Here is a 15,434-nt window from a genome sequence, read left to right as displayed (position 1 = left end):
GTTCCGCGACCGGTCCGAACAGGCGGGTGGACCCGACCCAGCTCGGTCGAGTCCGCTGATCTTCGGACCCAGGGGGAACCGGTTGACCACGCGTGCATCGCTAGCCCGTACAGCGGCCTTCGCCGCCTTGTACGCAGCCGCGATCATCGCGGGCCGGATGACCGTGATGGACGATACCCGGATGGCGCTGGTGTGGCCCGCGTCGGGTGTGGCCGTGGTGTGGTTCTGCGCCCAGCGGGGCTCCCGAGCGCGGTGGGTAGACGTGGCCGCGTTGATCACGATCGCGTGGGCCGGCAACGCGGTCACCGGCAGCGGGCTGGCCCTGGGCGGGATGCTGGCCGGAGCGAACCTGGTGATGGCCGTGGTGTTCGTGGGCCTGCTGAGCCGGTTCCGCCCGGCGCTGTGGGGCGCTGGCGGCACCCGGCGGTTGTCGAACCCCTGGGAGCTGGGCAGCCTGCTGGGCATCGCGGTCGTTGCCGCGGCCGCGGGCGCGGTCATCGGGCTGACCGGCCTGTGGCTGATCACCGGGCACGTGCCGGCGGTCGTGTACGCGGACTGGATGGCCCGGCACGTCACCGGCATGTTCGTGATCGGCACCGCCGGGCTGTGGCTCGGCGCCACGGCCGCCTCGTTCCCGGCTCGGCCCCACTCGTGGCGCGGCTGGTGGCACACGATCGACCGTGCGCTGCGCGCGATGCCGGCCCGGCGGGTCGGCGAGTACCTGGCGGTCGTGCTGCTCTCGGCCGGCGCCTACCTGATCGGGTTCGTCTACGACGGCGGCCTGCCCCTGGGGCTTCCGCTGATCGTGGTCACGGTGTGGGCGGCGCTGCGGCTGAGCACCACCTTCGTAGTGCTGCAGAACCTGGCCCTGGGCAGCGCGGCCGTGTGGTTCACCCTGAACGGCGAGGGCCCGCTGGCCGCGATCGCCGACCCCCTGCTGCGCGCGCTGGTCGCCCAGCTGTTCGTCGTCCTGATCGCCACCGTCGGCCTGCTGCTGGCACTGGGCCGCGACGAGCGGGCGACGCTGCTCGCCGAGCTGGCCACGCAGAAGGAACAGGCCGCGCAGCACGGCGCGCTGATGAACGCCATCGTCGACTCGATGGCCGACGGGCTGTCGGTCATCGACGCCGACGGGCGGATCACGCTGCTCAACCCCGCCGGCGTACGCATGCTCGGCCCCGCCACGACGGTCGGCGACGTGCAACCCCGGCTGTGCCACCTCGACGGCACCCCGATCGCCGCCGTAGACCTGCCGTCGGCCCGGGCCGGACGCGGCGAGTCGACGGACCCGGTGGACCTGCTGGTGCGCGACGCGGACGGACACGACACGCGCGTCTTCCGGGTCACCGCCACGCCGCTGACGGACGGGCACGGCGCCCGCGGCGCCATCGTGCTCTACCACGACGTCACCGCCGAACGCCGCCACCGCGACCAGCTCGCCGACTTCGCCGGCGTCGTCGCGCACGACCTGCAGAGCCCGCTGACCGTCGTCGAGGGCTGGACCGAGGTCGCGGCCGAGTCCCTCGACGCCGCGCCGGCGCACCCCGCGATCGACCGGTCCCGGGACGGCCTCACCCGGGTCACCCACGCCGCCACCCGCATGCGCGGGCTCATCAACGACCTGCTCGCCTACACCTCCACCCGCGACGCCGACCTCGCACCCGCCCCGGTCGACCTGACCGAGCTGGTCCGCGACCTCACCGCCGCGCGCACCGACGCCGCCGTCACCGCCGGCCAGCCGGTGCCGCAGGTCGTCCTCGACCCGCTCGACCCGGTGCACGCCGACGCCGGCGCCGTCCGGCAGCTGCTGGACAACCTGATCGGCAACGCCGTCAAGTACACCGCCCCGGGCGTCACCCCGTGCCTCACCGTCACCAGCACCCGCCAGGACGGCGACGTGCGGGTCACCATCGCCGACAACGGCATCGGCATCCCGGCCGGGCAGCACGAGGCCATCTTCGACAACTTCCACCGCGCCCACCCCACCACCGGGTACGCGGGCACCGGGCTCGGCCTGGCCATCTGCCACCGCATCGTCGCCCGCCACGGCGGCACCATCACCGCCGACGACAACCCCGGCGGCGGCTCCCGCTTCACCTTCACCCTGCCCGCCACCGAGCAGCCCGCCGCACGGGCTGAGATCACACCACCGCTGGCCCTGCCCAAAACAGCGGCACCGGCCGGTAGCATCCGCCGATTCCCCCGCCCTGCCCGAACTGCCGCCATGTCGCCATCCACCCGAGCCGAGGCGCGATCGCTCGCTGCCTGAACCCGCCGGAGAAGACGTGCAATCACTGCTTGAGTACACCGCACCCGCTTCGAAAGACCCTTACAGAGCGGGGGCAGCGCTCGATCGGGCGCTGCCGGGATCGATCTACCGTCGCGCCAGGCTCGGAGCGCCTTGATCGGCCGACCGCCAGGGGGTCCCGATTGCCGATGTGCCGTCGCGAGGCGTGATCCATCGCGCGGCCGAACAGAGTCGCGCCGGTGATGGGTTAGGGTGATCTTTGGAGCGCCGGGAAGTCTGGTCGGCAACGCCCTTGCCGACCGCAGAAACGGACCCGACCTCATGCGCGCTCGCGACCTGATGGTGGACTATCCCACCGTCGCACTCACCGACCTGGCCCTCGACGCCGCCCGGCTGCTCGCCGGATCGGACCTGCCCGGCCTGATCGTGGTCAACGACCACCAGGTGCCGTTCGCGGTGCTTCCCGGCACGCAGGTACTGCGCCTGGCCGTGCCGGTCTACTGCCAGGACGACCCCGCCCTGGCGCGGGTGATCGACGAAGCCGCCGCCGACGTGTTCCTCACCGAACTCGACGGCCGCACCGTCCGCGACTGCCTACCACCGCAGCCGCACGAACTGCCCGTCGTCGGCCCGGACGCGACCGTCCTGCAGGTCGCCGCTCTGATGGCCCGCACCCGCAGCCCCCTCGTCGCGGTCGTCGACGACGGCGTCCTACGTGGTGCGATAACCCTGGACCGGCTCCTCGACCAGGTCCTCGCCCGTTGACCACCCTCGCCTGGATCACCGTGGCGATCTTCACCATCGTGTACGTCCTGATCGCCACCGAATGGGTACACCGCGTCGCCGCCGCCCTCGCCGGGGCGATGCTGATGCTGCTCATCGGCGCCACCGACGCCGAACACGCCTTCTTCTCACCCGAGTCCGGCGTCGACTGGAACGTCATCGTCCTGCTCATCGGAATGATGATCATCGTCGCGGTGCTGCGCCGCACCGGCCTGTTCGAATACCTGGCGATCTGGGCGGTCAAACGCGCCCGCGGCCGGCCCTACCCGGTGATGGTGATCCTCGTCGTCATCACCGCCGTCGCATCCAGTGGCCTCGACAACGTCACCACCGTCCTGCTCGTCGCACCCGTGACCCTGCTGGTCTGCGACCGGCTCGGGCTGCCCGCGGCACCGTTCCTGATCGCCGAGGTGATGGCCTCCAACATCGGCGGGACCGCCACCCTGATCGGCGACCCACCCAACATCATCATCGCGTCGAAATCCGGGCTGACGTTCAACGACTTCCTCAACGTCCTCGCCCCGATCGTGCTCATCCTGCTCGTCGTCTTCCTCGGCCTGTGCCGGTGGCTGTTCCGTGACGCGTTCCGCCATGACCCGGCCAAGGTCGCCCGGGTCATGGCGATGCGCGAACGCGACGCCATCAGCGACCCCCGCCTGCTCACCGTCAGCCTCATCGTGCTGGGCCTGGTCCTGACCGCATTCACCCTGCACACGGTCCTGCACCTGGAACCGGCCGTGATCGCGATCGTCGGCGGGCTGCTACTGCTCGCGCTGTCGCGGCTGGACCCCGACGAGGTCACCGCCGACATCGAATGGCACACCCTGGTCTTCTTCGCCGCACTGTTCGTCATGGTCGGCGCCCTGGTCAACACCGGCGTCATCGCCGCACTCTCCCAAGCCGCGACCGAAGCGACCGAAGGCCGCCTGTGGGGCACCACCGTCCTGCTGCTCGGCGCATCCGCCATGCTGTCCGCGATCATCGACAACATCCCGTACGTCGCCACGATGAGCCCGATCGTCGCCGACCTCGTCCACGCCGACGGCACCCCTCAAGGCAACGTCCTGTGGTGGGCGCTGGCGCTCGGCGCCGACCTAGGCGGCAACGCCACCGCCATCGGCGCCTCCGCCAACGTTGTCGTGCTCGGCATCGCCGAACGCGCCGGAAAGAAGATCACCTTCTGGGAGTTCACCAAGTACGGGCTCATCGTCACCGTCATCACCGTCGCCATCTGCATCCCTTACCTGTACCTGCGCTTTTTCCAGGGATAAAGCGGCGAGCCGCAGGCGGTGCGTCAGCTGTCGCTGGAGGAGAACCACACGGCCCAGCGGCGTCGGACAGTGAGGCTCCCCGGGCAACGTAACGTCAGCCTCTGCCCCTGGAATATCGGCCGCATCGATGCGCATGAACTGGAGGTACCCACCGGGCTGCGACCGAATCACGTCACGACCGCGCCGCCCTGGGCCGCCGCCGGCGCCGCGATCGTCCGCCGTCCGCCGGCCGTTGCCGGCGCGTAGGGTCCGCTCATGGACCTGAAATCCGAGCGGTTGTGGCTCGATGTGCTCAGCGACCTGCTGAGCCGGTCGCACTTGTTCCAGCCCGATGAGCTGGCCGACGAGGTCGGCGCGGCGTTGTCGCGTCTGGGCGTCCAGACCACGATCTACCTTGTCGATGACGAGCAACGCGCCCTGCACGCGATCCCACAGCGCGACCGGACTGCGCCGGAACCGATCGGCTTGGACGGCTCCGTACCCGGTCGGGTCTTCTGTCTGATTCAAACCATGCCTGCCGGCAACAGCGGCGGGTGGTGGGTGCCGGTGATCAACGGCACCGACCGGCTCGGGGTCATCAACTTCACCTTCACCGACGGCGTCGACGCCCACGACGATGTCACCCGGCAGCGCTGCGAGACATTGGCCGGGCTGGTGGGGCACCTGATCACCGTGACGGCACCGAAAGGCGACTCCCTGTTCCAAGTACGCCGGTCGCGGCCGATGAGTACCGAGGCGGAACTGTTGTCGCAAACGCTGCCACCGCTGACCGCCAGCTGTGAACGCCTGGCGCTCAGCGCCATCCTGGAACCGTGCTACGACATCGGCGGTGACGGCTTCGATTACGCCATCGACGGCCCGATGGCACGCATGCTCGTTCTCGACGCCGTCGGTCACGGCCTCAAAGCCGGAACCATCTGCACGGTCGCCATGGCCGCGATCCGTGCCGCCCGCCGCGCAGGGCACAGCCTGTGCGTGCAGGCAGGCGCCGCCAGCGCCGCAATTCGCGACCAATTCACCAGCGGCTCGTTCGCTACCGCCGTCCTGACCGAGCTGAACATGGACACCGGTTTACTGCGCTATGTCAACGCCGGACATCCCGCACCGCTGCTGCTCCGCAGTGGCCATGTCGTCCGCGAGCTGACCGCCGGCCGCCGCCCGCCCCTCGGCATTGACGACGCCTCGATCGAAGTCGGCGAAGAAACCATTGAACCGGGCGACCGGCTCCTGCTCTACACCGACGGCATCACCGAAGCCCGCAACCCCACCGGAGAGATGTTCGGCCTTCAACGCCTCATCGACCACACCGAACGCCACGCTGGCGCCGGCCTGCCCATAGCCGAAACCCTCCGTCGGCTGGCGCACGCCGTCGCCGCTCACCACGACGGTCCTGCCGCCGATGACGCCACCCTGCTCCTCGCCGCATGGTCACCAGCCGCCGCCCAACGCACCACGCCCTGACCCGCGGACGGCGTGGCCGCCGCTCCGATTCCTTCTCGGAGGGCAGATCACGATCGCCGCGTCGACGGCCACCGACCAGCCCGGGAACCTGCTGACCGGCCACTGTCCCCTGCGGAAACGCCACGCGGGTCACGGCGTGCCAGGCCCAGGCGACTTGCCGGGCTGCGGTCATTACCGGGGAGGATGCCCGCGGGAGCAAGGATCTCATCGACGATGCAGCAGGCAGAATTCGTTGCCTTCGGGATCGGCCAGCACGGTGAAACCCTCGTCGCCCTTCTGTCCCACGTCCGCGCGCGTCGCGCCCAGCGCGAGTAGCCGCGCCACCTCTGCCTTGACGTCCCCGTCGGCGGCGACCAGATCGGGATGGTTGCGGTTCTTGCCGGCCTTGGATGCGTCGGTACGCTGCAGCCAGACGCTGAGCCCTCCATCCGGCGGGTAGAGGTGGGCGTTGCCGTCTTCGCCCCACTCGGTGCGATACCCGAGCACCGCCGACCAGAACGCGGCCATGCGTTCCACGTCGCGAACATCCAGGGTCCACTGCGTAGATCGAGCCACCATGACGTAGCGGATGACCACTGGGCCGCAGATCAAACATCCAAGGCTCCGGTATCCGTCGTAGAAGTCGCCCGGGGTTGGGCCGGATGCGCCGACTTTCCGCATCGGATGCCCGGCTCGAACACCGGCTCACGCCGCGTTCGCCGTGTCAGAACCGGTGGTTCGGGTATCTGTCCATCCATGTTCGACGGCTTCGTAGATGAGCGGATCGATGTCGGCGAGGTGGACCTGCGGGTGCGGCATGCGGGCGTTGGGCCTGCCGTGCTGCTGATTCACGGCCATCCTCGTACCGGTTCGACCTGGCATCGGGTGGCTCCGCGGCTGGTCGAGCGGGGTTTCGCCGTCGTGTGCCCGGACATGCGCGGCTACGGCCGATCCGGTAAGGCGGCGTTGCGGGCCGATCACGCGCAGCAGTCCAAGCGCGCGGTCGCGCGGGACCTGGCGGTGCTGATGCGCGAACTCGGCCATGCGACGTTCATGGTGGTCGGACACGACCGTGGCTGCTATGTGGCCCTGCGGCTGGCGCTGGACCACCCGGAGCTGGTCGATCGGCTGGTGGTGATGGACGGCGTGCCGATCAGCGAGGCGCTGGCGCGGTGCGACGCGGCATTCGCCCGTGACTGGTACCACTGGTTCTTCTTCGCCCAACCCGACAAGCCGGAACGAGCGATTCTCGCCGATCCGGACGCGTGGTATGGCGGACGCCCGGAGGTCATGGGCGCCGACAACTACGACGAGTTCCGCACCGCCATCCACGATCCGGCGACCGTCACGGCGATGCTGGAGGACTATCGGGCTGGCCTGGGAGTGGACCGCGACCACGAGGAGGCCGACCGCCGCGCCGGTCGGCTGGTGACGTGCCCGACGCTGTTCGTCTGGTCGACCGACGACGACATGGAGAAGCTGTACTCCGATCCACTGAACATTTGGCGCTCCTGGGCGCCCGATCTGCGCGGTGCACCGCTCAAGTCCGGCCACCATGTCGCCGAGGAGAACCCTGCTGGCCTTTCGTCCATTCTCATCGACTTTCTGACGCCGGCGGCCGACCGACGGCGATAGTGCGGCGGCGTCGAATGGATCGGGCCGAGCAACTGCCGAGCCCGCCTGTGACGGCCGCAAGAACCCGCTGGACGCATCGACGGAGAACGCAGGAGATCCGGGCACCCAGAAGGCGAAGGGGGTCGCGGTGCCGGGCCGGCATCCGATCGTCGATTGCTGAGCCGCGTGGCCGAGGTTGTTCGGGGGCCTGATTGCGTGCCGTCAGCTCTCGACGCCGGTGACGTCGTGGGCCGTGCCGACCGGTTTCGACTCCGGTGAACCACGCTGGCGGAGGTAGATCGACAGGATGGCCATGGAAGCCACGGCCAGTAGCTCCGACTGCCAGTTCTGCAGGGTCCGGTTCCAGAAGTCCGGCTCGAGCAGGTACGCCGCCCACGACACCGGGTCCTGCAGTTGGCTGAGCTGTTGCTCGTTGTAGGCCGCGACCCCCGCCACCGACTGGGCGAGCCAGGCCAGCAGGAAGATCGTTCCCATGACGATGCCGAGCGAGTTGGAGTAGACGCCGAGTCGCCAGCCGGACGCCTTCGCCCAGGCGGGGGAGTCGTCCCGGGCGTACCGCCCGACGTGTTGTTCCTGGTCGGACTCGCCGCCGGCCTTGTCCAGTGGCTTCGACTCCGGTGACCCCTTCTGCACCAGCCACACCGTCACCATGATGAACAGGAAGAACTGCAGATACTCGGACTGCCAGTTCTCGGCGACGTCGACGGCGAAGCTGGCCGAGGTCAGATATCGGCCCAACGAGACGGGCGGCAACCCTTCGGTGAGCTGCCGGGCGTTGAAGTCTGCGTGCCCCGCGAACGCCTGACCGACCAGTGCCAGCAGGAACAACAGTCCGAAGACCAGACCGAGAGAATGGTCGCGCAGTCGTCGCATCATCGACCGCCTCACCGGTGCAACGCGCCGACGACGAGGAAGTACGCCAGGCCCACCGCGATGACCACCAGGCAGAGCACGAACAGGGTACGCATAGTCAGCCCGCCTGTACGCGGCAGTCGTACGGGCGTTCGCCCCTGGATCGGCAGCCGGCCGCGACCACCTTCCAGCCGGCGCCGAAGGCCGCCAGGAACACGGTGTCATGTTCGGTGACGACGCGCGCCCACTGCCCGTACACATCGACGGCTCGTATGGCGCCTGGCGGCGTCAGACCCTGGTCGCTGATCGCCTCGGGGCAGCTGGTGCCGGTGGACTCAGCGACGGCGAGTCGGGTGTCGGGGGCGAGGATCGCGCAAACGGCGGCGCCGTCACCGGCGGTCAACGCGGTGGACAGGTGTTTCACGGCGGTAGCGGCGCCGTCGCTCTGCCCGACGCATCCGGAGCACGCCGCCATGGCGGCGGCCGCCAGCATCACGGCTGCGAGACTCCGGTGGAAGACGGGCATGAGTCCCTGATTCCCCGTTTCGATCTTCTGTAACGCATGGATCCGGTGGCGAATCGGCACATGACGTCGGACGACTGGCGCCAAGGCTGACCACGACGCCTCGTCGGTCTCGGCCGGCCTCGTCGGGCCAGCCCGGCTTCTGGTCAACCTGTTGGGTCTCGCCGGCGGCCGCAGGTCGCTCGGCATGCGCGGATCGGGCAGCGATCCCCGCCGGGCCGGATTGTCCGCCATCTGCGGGCCGCCGTCGGCGACACAGCTGGCAGCGCGCTCCGGACGCGTCAGGGCGGTTTCCGGCGCGGTGGTCGGGGTATCGGTGTGGCCGGCGCGGGTTCGCGCGCATGGGTAGAGAAGGAGGCGATGATGTCGAACACCGACAAGCTGGCCAATAAGGCCGAAGAGGCCAAGGGCAAGGTGAAGGAGTGGGTCGGCGACGCGACGGACAACGAGTCGCTGCAGGCCGAAGGTGTCGCCGAGCAGGCCGCCGCCAACGTCAAGCAGGCCGGTGAGCACGCCAAGGACGCCGGACGCGACGCTGTGGATGCCCTGGACGACAAGACCCGCTGACGCTCAGCGCCACGAGTGTGCCCGCCGCCCCGTTTTAGCGGGTGCGGCGGGTCGTTCATGTCGGTGCCCCTGCAGGCCGGCGGCCTACGTCACCAAGCCGATGGACTTCAACGGCTTCGGGATCGTCATCACGCAGATCCGGAAGTTCTTCGGCGAGACCGTCAGGCGCGCTCCCGCACCGAACTGACCGGTTCGACTCACGACAACCGACGTTTCAACGCCGCTGTTTCGGGCATTCTTCCCCTCGACTGGCCTGTCCACGGCGGCCATAAGGGACCACTCGCACGGGGCCCGGTTCCCGTCCTGTTCTGTGGAGTACGCCATGACTGAATCCGAACCGCAGCAGCGACCACCCGGCACCATCGCCGCTATGCACCGCAAGCCCGACCACGGCGAGACCAGCTACCGGGGGTCCGGGCGCCTGGACGGCAAGGTCGCCGTTATCACCGGCGGCGACAGCGGTATCGGTCGCGCCGTCGCGATCGCCTTCGCCCGCGAAGGCGCCGACGTGCTCATCTCGTACCTGTCCGAACATGACGACGCCGCCGACACGGCCAAACTCGTCGAAGACGCCGGCCGGCGGGCCGTGCTGATCTCCGGCGATCTGGCCGAGCGGACGCACTGCCAGGCGGTGATCGACCTGGCGGTCGAGGAGTTCGGGCGCATCGATGTGCTGGTCAACAACGCCGCATACCAGATGAGCCACGACACCGTCGAAGAGATCACCGACACCGAGTGGCAGCACACCTTCGACGTCAACATCACCGCCATGTTCCGCCTCGTGCAGGCCGCGCTGCCGCACCTGCGCGAAGGCGGATCGATCATCAACACCAGCTCGATCAACTCCGACATGCCCCGACCCACGCTGCTGCCCTACGCCACCACCAAGGGCGCCATCGCGAACTTCACCGCCGGCCTCGCACAGATGCTCGGCGACCGTGGCATCCGGGTCAACAGCGTCGCACCCGGACCGATCTGGACCCCGCTGATCCCGTCCACCATGCCGCCGGAGCAGGTCGAGGCGTTCGGCAAGGACACACCGTTGGGTCGGCCCGGTGAACCCGCCGAGGTCGCGCCGGCGTACGTGCTGCTCGCCTCCGACGAGGCCAGCTTCATCTCCGGCGCGCTGATCCCCGTCACCGGCGGCAAACCCATCCTCTGATCATCACCACCACCGCACTCCGCCTCTCGGAAGGAGAACGCCATGCCCGCAGGATCGAGCCCGAAGAGGGAACGCCAGTATCAACACATCAAGGCCAGCGCGAAGAAGCGCGGCGAGTCCACCGACCGCGCCGAGGAGATCGCCGCCCGCACGGTGAACAAGGAACGCGCCCGCTCCGGCGAGGCGAAGACCGCCAGCCGCTCCTCGATCAAGGACGTCTCGTCCGGGCACCGCGGCGGCAAACGCTCCCACACCGGCGCGCAGGGCCCCACCAAGGAACAGCTCTACAACGATGCCAAGAAGCGCAACATCCAAGGCCGCTCCACCATGAGCAAAGCCGAACTCTCCAAGGCCTTGTCGCACTGAACCAACCGCTAGGGCCCGGATGCCCGTGGCACGGCAGCGTGGTTCGGCTGACCGACGGCGCCGTGCGCGGTCCGGCGGCCAGCGACCAACCCTGCGGACCCGGGTACGCAGCTGCATGGTCGATGTGTGCCAGCCGTGACCGGCCGGGTACGGCTGGGCCGCGGACAAGAGTCGTCGCCGTCGGAGGGAGCAGTCATGCCGGTGCGTCTGGACGAGCGGCGCAAGGTCGCGGCGCTGTTGGAGCGGTACGGCCGGACCTTCGCCGAGGAGGCCGGGATCAAGCTGGCCGACAAGCCCGGCCCGCTCTATCAGCTGCTGGTGCTCGCGACGTTGCTCAGCGCCCGCATCTCCAGCGGCGTGGCCGTCGCAGCCGCGCGGGAACTGTTCGCTGCCGGATACCGCTCGCCGCGCGCGATGCTCACGGCGAGTTGGCAGGACCGGGTCGACGCGCTGGGCCGCGGCCACTACCGCCGCTACGACGAGTCGACCGCCACCAGGCTCGGCGACGGCGCCCAATTGACGTTGGATCGCTGGAGTGGTGACCTGCGCCGGCTGCACGCGGAGGCCGCCGGCGACGTGGGCCGTTTGCGCGGTCTGCTCACCGAGTTCGCCGGGATCGGCCCTGTTGGCGCCGACATCTTCCTGCGCGAGGTGCAGGCGGTGTGGCCGGACATCGCCCCTTCGCCGACGGCAAGGTCACCGAAGGTGCGAAACGGCTGGATCTACCGTCGGTCCCCGACGACCTTGCGGAACTCGCCGAAACACAGGATCTGCCGCGTTTGATGGCGGCGCTCGTGCGTATCGTCAGAGCCAGTCGGGGCGCCGGCGACAAGATCCTCGAAGAGTTTTCGTAGGGCTGACACGACAAGCTGTACCCGTATCGCGGTCTGCCTCCGGGTTCCCGGCGAGCGTCGCCGGGGCCTGTTTACAGGCTGCGCAGGGCAGGCAGCAGATCCTTCTCGGCGAAGTCGAGGAACGCGTGCTGGCCGTCCGCGCCGATCTGGATCAACGCGACGTGGGTGCACCCGGCCTCGAGATATTCGCGTACGGCGTGCACGTGGCGGTCCAGGTCAGGGCCGCAGGTGACCGCCCGTGCCACGTCGTCCTCGGTGACTGCGGCGCTGGCGGCAGCGAACGAGGTGTGGTCGGGCAGTTCGGCGTTGACCGGCCAGCCGAGGCCGCTCCACCGGAACTGCTCGTGTGCGATCTTGCGGCACTGCGCCTCGTCCGGGCCGTAGCAGAGCGGAATCTGCCCGTACCGGGGTTTGCCCCGCCCGCCGGCGTTGTCGAACTGTTCGAACAGCTCCGGCTTGGGCTCGGTGACGATGGCGGCGTCTGCGTACCGTCCGGCGAGTTTGCACGACGACGGTCCGGAGACGGCGAGGGCCACGGGTACGCCATCCTGGGGCCTGTCCCACAGCCGCGCCTCGGGCACCTGGAAGTGCTCGCCGAGGTGATGCACGGTTTCGCCGTGCAGCAGGGGCTTGATGATCTCCAGCGCCTCGGCGAACATGGCCTGGCGCTGCCTTCTATGCGGCCAGGCGCCGACGACGTGTTCGTTGAGGTTCTCGCCGGAGCCGAGGCCGAGGGTGAACCGGCCGTCCGCCAGCAGCGCGACGGTGGCCGCCTGCTGCGCCACCACGGCCGGGTGGTAGCGGCGGATCGGGCAGGTCACGAACGACAGCAGACCGATCCGCGACGTCGCGTACGCGGCCGCGCCGAGGACCGCCCACGCGTTCGGGCGTGGCCCTGCTCGGCGAGCCACGGATAGTAGTGATCGGAGCAGACGGCGAAGTCGAAGCCGGCGGCCTCCGCGCGTACCGCGTTGTCGACCAGCGGGGTCGGCGCGCTCTGCTCGCCCATCATCGTGTATCCGAAGTCGGCCACGGCCAGTCCCTTTCTCGTCGGGTCCCACCCGCTTCCTACCCGCGGACCGGCTGGTCATGCGCCGATGTCAGGCGTCAGACGTTTCCGCACCCGGCACCGCGCCCGCCGCGGTCATCGACGCCGTCCTCGAGGTACGGGGACCGGTGCCCGCGAGCTTGCGGCCGCCTGCCGCCATCGGGGTAGCCCGTTACGACCGGCCCGGGCCGGGTACCAGGGGAAATGAGCCGTGGATGACACGTGCCGCGGACTTCGGACAAGGTTTGGAGGAGAGATGGGTACGACCACCGCGCAGCGGGACCTCATCGAGATTCTGGTCCACGACCACCGCGAGGTCGAGGAGTTGTTTGACAAGTTCGAGGCCACCGCTGATCCGGAACGCCGGCAGGACATCAGCGAAGCGGCGATCACCGAACTGGTGCGCCATTCGGTGGCCGAGGAGCAGTACCTGTACCCGGCCGCCCGCAAGGCCCTCCCGGACGGCGACGAGATCGCCGAACACGAGATCGCCGAACACGCCGAGCCGAACGGGACATGAAGGCCATCGAGGCGCTGGATCCGACCGACCCCGAGTTCGACCGGCTGTTCCGGAAACTGGCCGCCGAGATCCGCCACCATCTCCGGGACGAGGAGACCAACCTGTTCCCCCGCCTGCGTTCGGTCTGCACCGCGCAGGAGCTGGCCGAGCTGGGGCGTAAGGTCGCGATGGTCAAGAAGATCAACCCGACCCGGCCGCATCCCTCGGCACCCGACCGGCCACCGGCGAACAAGGTACTCGGCCCGCTGACCGGCCTGGTCGACCGGATCCGAGACGCCTGCAGCGACCGCAAGACCGAACCGGACGAGGTCTGACCGGTAGACACATGTCGGCGGGTCACCCCGGGTCCGAAGACCCGCCGACACCTTGCCCGACCCCCATGTCCTCAACCCTTCAATTGCTGGATCTTGTCCTTGAACAGGGTGGAGGCGATCGACGCCTTGCGCGGCTGACCGTGCAGCCACGCTTCGGCGAACTTCTTCGCCTGGTCGTAGCTGACCTTGCCGGGCAGCGGCGGCTCGTCCGGGTTGACCGCGACGTCGACCAGCGCGGGGCCGGGATGGGCAAAGGCTTCGGACAGCGCGCCCGGCAGATCGCCGGGCTTGTCCACGTGTACGCCGAAGCCGCCGCAGCCGCGGGCCCAGGCGGCGTAGTCGGGCAGCGGCTCACCGAACCGCACCCCATGCTCCGGGAAGCCCAGCACCATCTGCTCCCACAGGATCTGACCGAGCGAATTGTTGTTGTTGATCACGACCTTGACCGGCAGTCGGTACCGCGTCGCGGTGTGGAACTCGGCCATCAGCATCGCGAATCCGCCGTCGCCGACATACGCGATGACCTGCCGTCCCGGGTAGGCGTGCTGGATCGCCAGCGCGTAGGGCAGCCCGGGCGCCATCGTGGCGAGGGTTCCCGACAGGTAGAACTCCCGGTTGCCGCGGATCTGCCAGTGCCGCGCCGCCCAGGTCGCGATCGTGCCGGAGTCGCAGGTCAGCACGGCATCGTCGGCGGCGAGCGCGTCGATTTCGTGGGCCAGGTACTGCGGGGCGATCGGGTTGCGGTCGGGTGACTCGAGCGCGGTCATCGCCGATCGCCAGTCGCGGGTCTTCGCCTGGTACTTCTCCAGTAACGCGTGGTCCTTGCGCTCGAGCAGGGGCATCAGCGCCTCGAGGGTGGCGGCCACGTCGCCGACCAGCGGTACGTCGGTGGGGATCCGGGTCCCGGCGCGGGCAGGGTCGATCTCCACCTGGACCACGGTGGCCTTGCCGGGCTCGGGCAGGAACTTCGTGTACGGGAAGTTCGTGCCCAGCAGCAGCAGCGTGTCGGCCTCCTCCATCAGCTCCTCGCTGGGTTTGGTGCCCAGCAGGCCGAGCCCGCCGGTGGCGTACGGGGAGTCGTCCGGGATCACCATCTTGCCGAGCAGCGACTTGACCACCGGCGCGCCGAGCATGTCGGCCACCTGCTCGACCAGCTGCCCGGCGCCGCGCGCCCCGATCCCGGCGAGGATGGCCACCTTGCCACCCGCGTTGAGCACCTCGGCCGCACGGCGCAGGTCGGTGTCGCGCGGCCGGACCGCCGGCGCCAGGTAGACCGGGGCGGTCGCGGGCGGCCGTACCGGGGCCACCGACTGGTACGGCTCCTTGCCGGCGGGCGCGATCTGCACGTCGTTCGGGAAGCTGAGATGGGCGACGCCGCGTCGCGCGTACGCGGTGCGGACCGCGATGTCGACCAGCGACGGCAGCTGCGCCGGGTTCATCACCACCTGGTTGTATTCGGTCACGTCCTCGAAGAGCCGGTCCAGGGCGACCTCCTGCTGGTATGCGGTGCCCAGCACGCTGGTCTCCTGCAGGCCGGTGATCGCCAGCACCGGGGCGTGGTCGAGTTTCGCGTCGTAGAGGCCGTTGGCCAGGTGGATTCCGCCCGGTCCGGACGTCGCCAGGCACACCCCGATCTTCCCGGTCGCCTTCGCGTACGCGGTGGCCATGAACGCCGCCGCCTCCTCGTGGTGCACCAGGACGAACCGGACCCGGTCGGCGTGCCGCCGCAGGCCCTCCATGATCCCGTTGATGCCGTCGCCGGGCAGGCCGAACACCGTGTCGACGCCCCACTCGGCCAGCCGCTCGATCAGCACCTCGGAAGTCATCTCAGCCATCCACGGGGCTTTACCC

14 protein-coding genes and 2 pseudogenes are annotated in these 15,434 nt (G+C 69.4%); 11 read left to right on the top strand and 5 right to left on the bottom strand.

Features of this window, described 5'->3' with window-relative positions; genetic code table 11:
- Positions 1-82 precede the first annotated feature (82 nt).
- From ACIBSW_RS12350 to ACIBSW_RS12335, 4 genes are all read left to right on the top strand, one after another.
- Positions 83-2,269 (top strand): ATP-binding protein, encoded by a 2,187-nt coding sequence (locus ACIBSW_RS12350; protein ID WP_404799307.1) that lies wholly within the window; start codon positions 83-85, stop codon positions 2,267-2,269.
- A gap of 300 nt (positions 2,270-2,569) precedes the next feature.
- The gene (locus ACIBSW_RS12345) at positions 2,570-3,013 is read left to right on the top strand and encodes a CBS domain-containing protein (RefSeq protein ID WP_354717657.1); all 444 of its coding nucleotides are present in this window, start codon (positions 2,570-2,572) and stop codon (positions 3,011-3,013) included.
- Complete coding sequence (locus ACIBSW_RS12340) at positions 3,010-4,302, top strand: ArsB/NhaD family transporter (RefSeq protein WP_354717659.1); 1,293 nt, start codon at positions 3,010-3,012, stop codon at positions 4,300-4,302. The genes ACIBSW_RS12345 and ACIBSW_RS12340 overlap by 4 nt, the downstream gene beginning before the upstream one ends.
- A gap of 255 nt (positions 4,303-4,557) precedes the next feature.
- A complete protein-coding gene (locus ACIBSW_RS12335) occupies positions 4,558-5,763 on the top strand; it encodes a PP2C family protein-serine/threonine phosphatase (protein ID WP_354717661.1) in 1,206 nt (401 codons plus the stop codon).
- Positions 5,764-5,967: 204 nt separating this feature from the next.
- Here the strand turns inward: ACIBSW_RS12335 and ACIBSW_RS12330 are convergent, their stop codons facing one another.
- Complete coding sequence (locus tag ACIBSW_RS12330; RefSeq protein ID WP_354717908.1) at positions 5,968-6,321, bottom strand: VOC family protein; 354 nt, start codon at positions 6,319-6,321, stop codon at positions 5,968-5,970.
- A 177-nt stretch (positions 6,322-6,498) separates the two neighbouring features.
- Here ACIBSW_RS12330 and ACIBSW_RS12325 point away from each other — a divergent pair, with 177 nt between their 5' ends.
- Positions 6,499-7,377: an alpha/beta hydrolase gene (locus ACIBSW_RS12325; protein ID WP_354717663.1), complete on the top strand. Its 879-nt coding sequence runs from the start codon at positions 6,499-6,501 to the stop codon at positions 7,375-7,377.
- Positions 7,378-7,578: 201 nt separating this feature from the next.
- On the opposite strand, the gene ACIBSW_RS12320 is transcribed toward ACIBSW_RS12325, so the two are convergent.
- On the bottom strand, positions 7,579-8,253 hold the full coding sequence (locus ACIBSW_RS12320) for a DUF6766 family protein (RefSeq protein WP_354717665.1): 675 nt from the start codon (positions 8,251-8,253) through the stop codon (positions 7,579-7,581).
- A 94-nt stretch (positions 8,254-8,347) separates the two neighbouring features.
- Positions 8,348-8,722, bottom strand: coding sequence for a hypothetical protein (locus ACIBSW_RS12315; protein ID WP_404799320.1), 375 nt, complete (start codon positions 8,720-8,722; stop codon positions 8,348-8,350).
- 393 nt (positions 8,723-9,115) lie between these two features.
- Here ACIBSW_RS12315 and ACIBSW_RS12310 point away from each other — a divergent pair, with 393 nt between their 5' ends.
- From ACIBSW_RS12310 to ACIBSW_RS12295, 4 genes and pseudogenes are all read left to right on the top strand, one after another.
- A complete protein-coding gene (locus ACIBSW_RS12310; RefSeq protein ID WP_354717669.1) occupies positions 9,116-9,319 on the top strand; it encodes a CsbD family protein in 204 nt (67 codons plus the stop codon).
- 322 nt (positions 9,320-9,641) lie between these two features.
- Positions 9,642-10,481: a glucose 1-dehydrogenase gene (locus ACIBSW_RS12305; protein ID WP_354717671.1), complete on the top strand. Its 840-nt coding sequence runs from the start codon at positions 9,642-9,644 to the stop codon at positions 10,479-10,481.
- 42 nt (positions 10,482-10,523) lie between these two features.
- The gene (locus tag ACIBSW_RS12300) at positions 10,524-10,847 is read left to right on the top strand and encodes a plasmid stabilization protein (RefSeq protein WP_354717673.1); all 324 of its coding nucleotides are present in this window, start codon (positions 10,524-10,526) and stop codon (positions 10,845-10,847) included.
- 195 nt (positions 10,848-11,042) lie between these two features.
- Positions 11,043-11,701, top strand: a pseudogene (locus ACIBSW_RS12295) (hypothetical protein).
- A gap of 71 nt (positions 11,702-11,772) precedes the next feature.
- Here the strand turns inward: ACIBSW_RS12295 and ACIBSW_RS12290 are convergent.
- Positions 11,773-12,734 (bottom strand): annotated as a pseudogene (locus tag ACIBSW_RS12290) (TIGR03557 family F420-dependent LLM class oxidoreductase).
- A gap of 271 nt (positions 12,735-13,005) precedes the next feature.
- Between ACIBSW_RS12290 and ACIBSW_RS12285 the strand changes: the two are divergent.
- On the top strand, positions 13,006-13,269 hold the full coding sequence (locus tag ACIBSW_RS12285; protein WP_354717675.1) for a hemerythrin domain-containing protein: 264 nt from the start codon (positions 13,006-13,008) through the stop codon (positions 13,267-13,269).
- Positions 13,266-13,583 carry a hypothetical protein gene (locus tag ACIBSW_RS12280; RefSeq protein ID WP_354717677.1) on the top strand — a complete coding sequence of 106 codons (318 nt, stop codon included), beginning with the start codon at positions 13,266-13,268 and terminating at the stop codon, positions 13,581-13,583. Before ACIBSW_RS12285 ends, ACIBSW_RS12280 begins: the two co-directional genes overlap by 4 nt.
- Positions 13,584-13,654: 71 nt before the next feature.
- Here the strand turns inward: ACIBSW_RS12280 and ACIBSW_RS12275 are convergent, their stop codons facing one another.
- On the bottom strand, positions 13,655-15,418 hold the full coding sequence (locus ACIBSW_RS12275) for a thiamine pyrophosphate-dependent enzyme (RefSeq protein ID WP_354717679.1): 1,764 nt from the start codon (positions 15,416-15,418) through the stop codon (positions 13,655-13,657).
- Between the last annotated feature and the right edge of the window lie 16 nt (positions 15,419-15,434).

This window comes from Actinoplanes sp. NPDC049668 (genome assembly GCF_044465445.1).
Classification (GTDB): Bacteria; Actinomycetota; Actinomycetes; order Mycobacteriales; family Micromonosporaceae; genus Actinoplanes.
The sequence above is the reverse complement of the archived record's forward strand: the minus strand, read 5'-3'. Positions and strand labels throughout refer to the sequence as shown.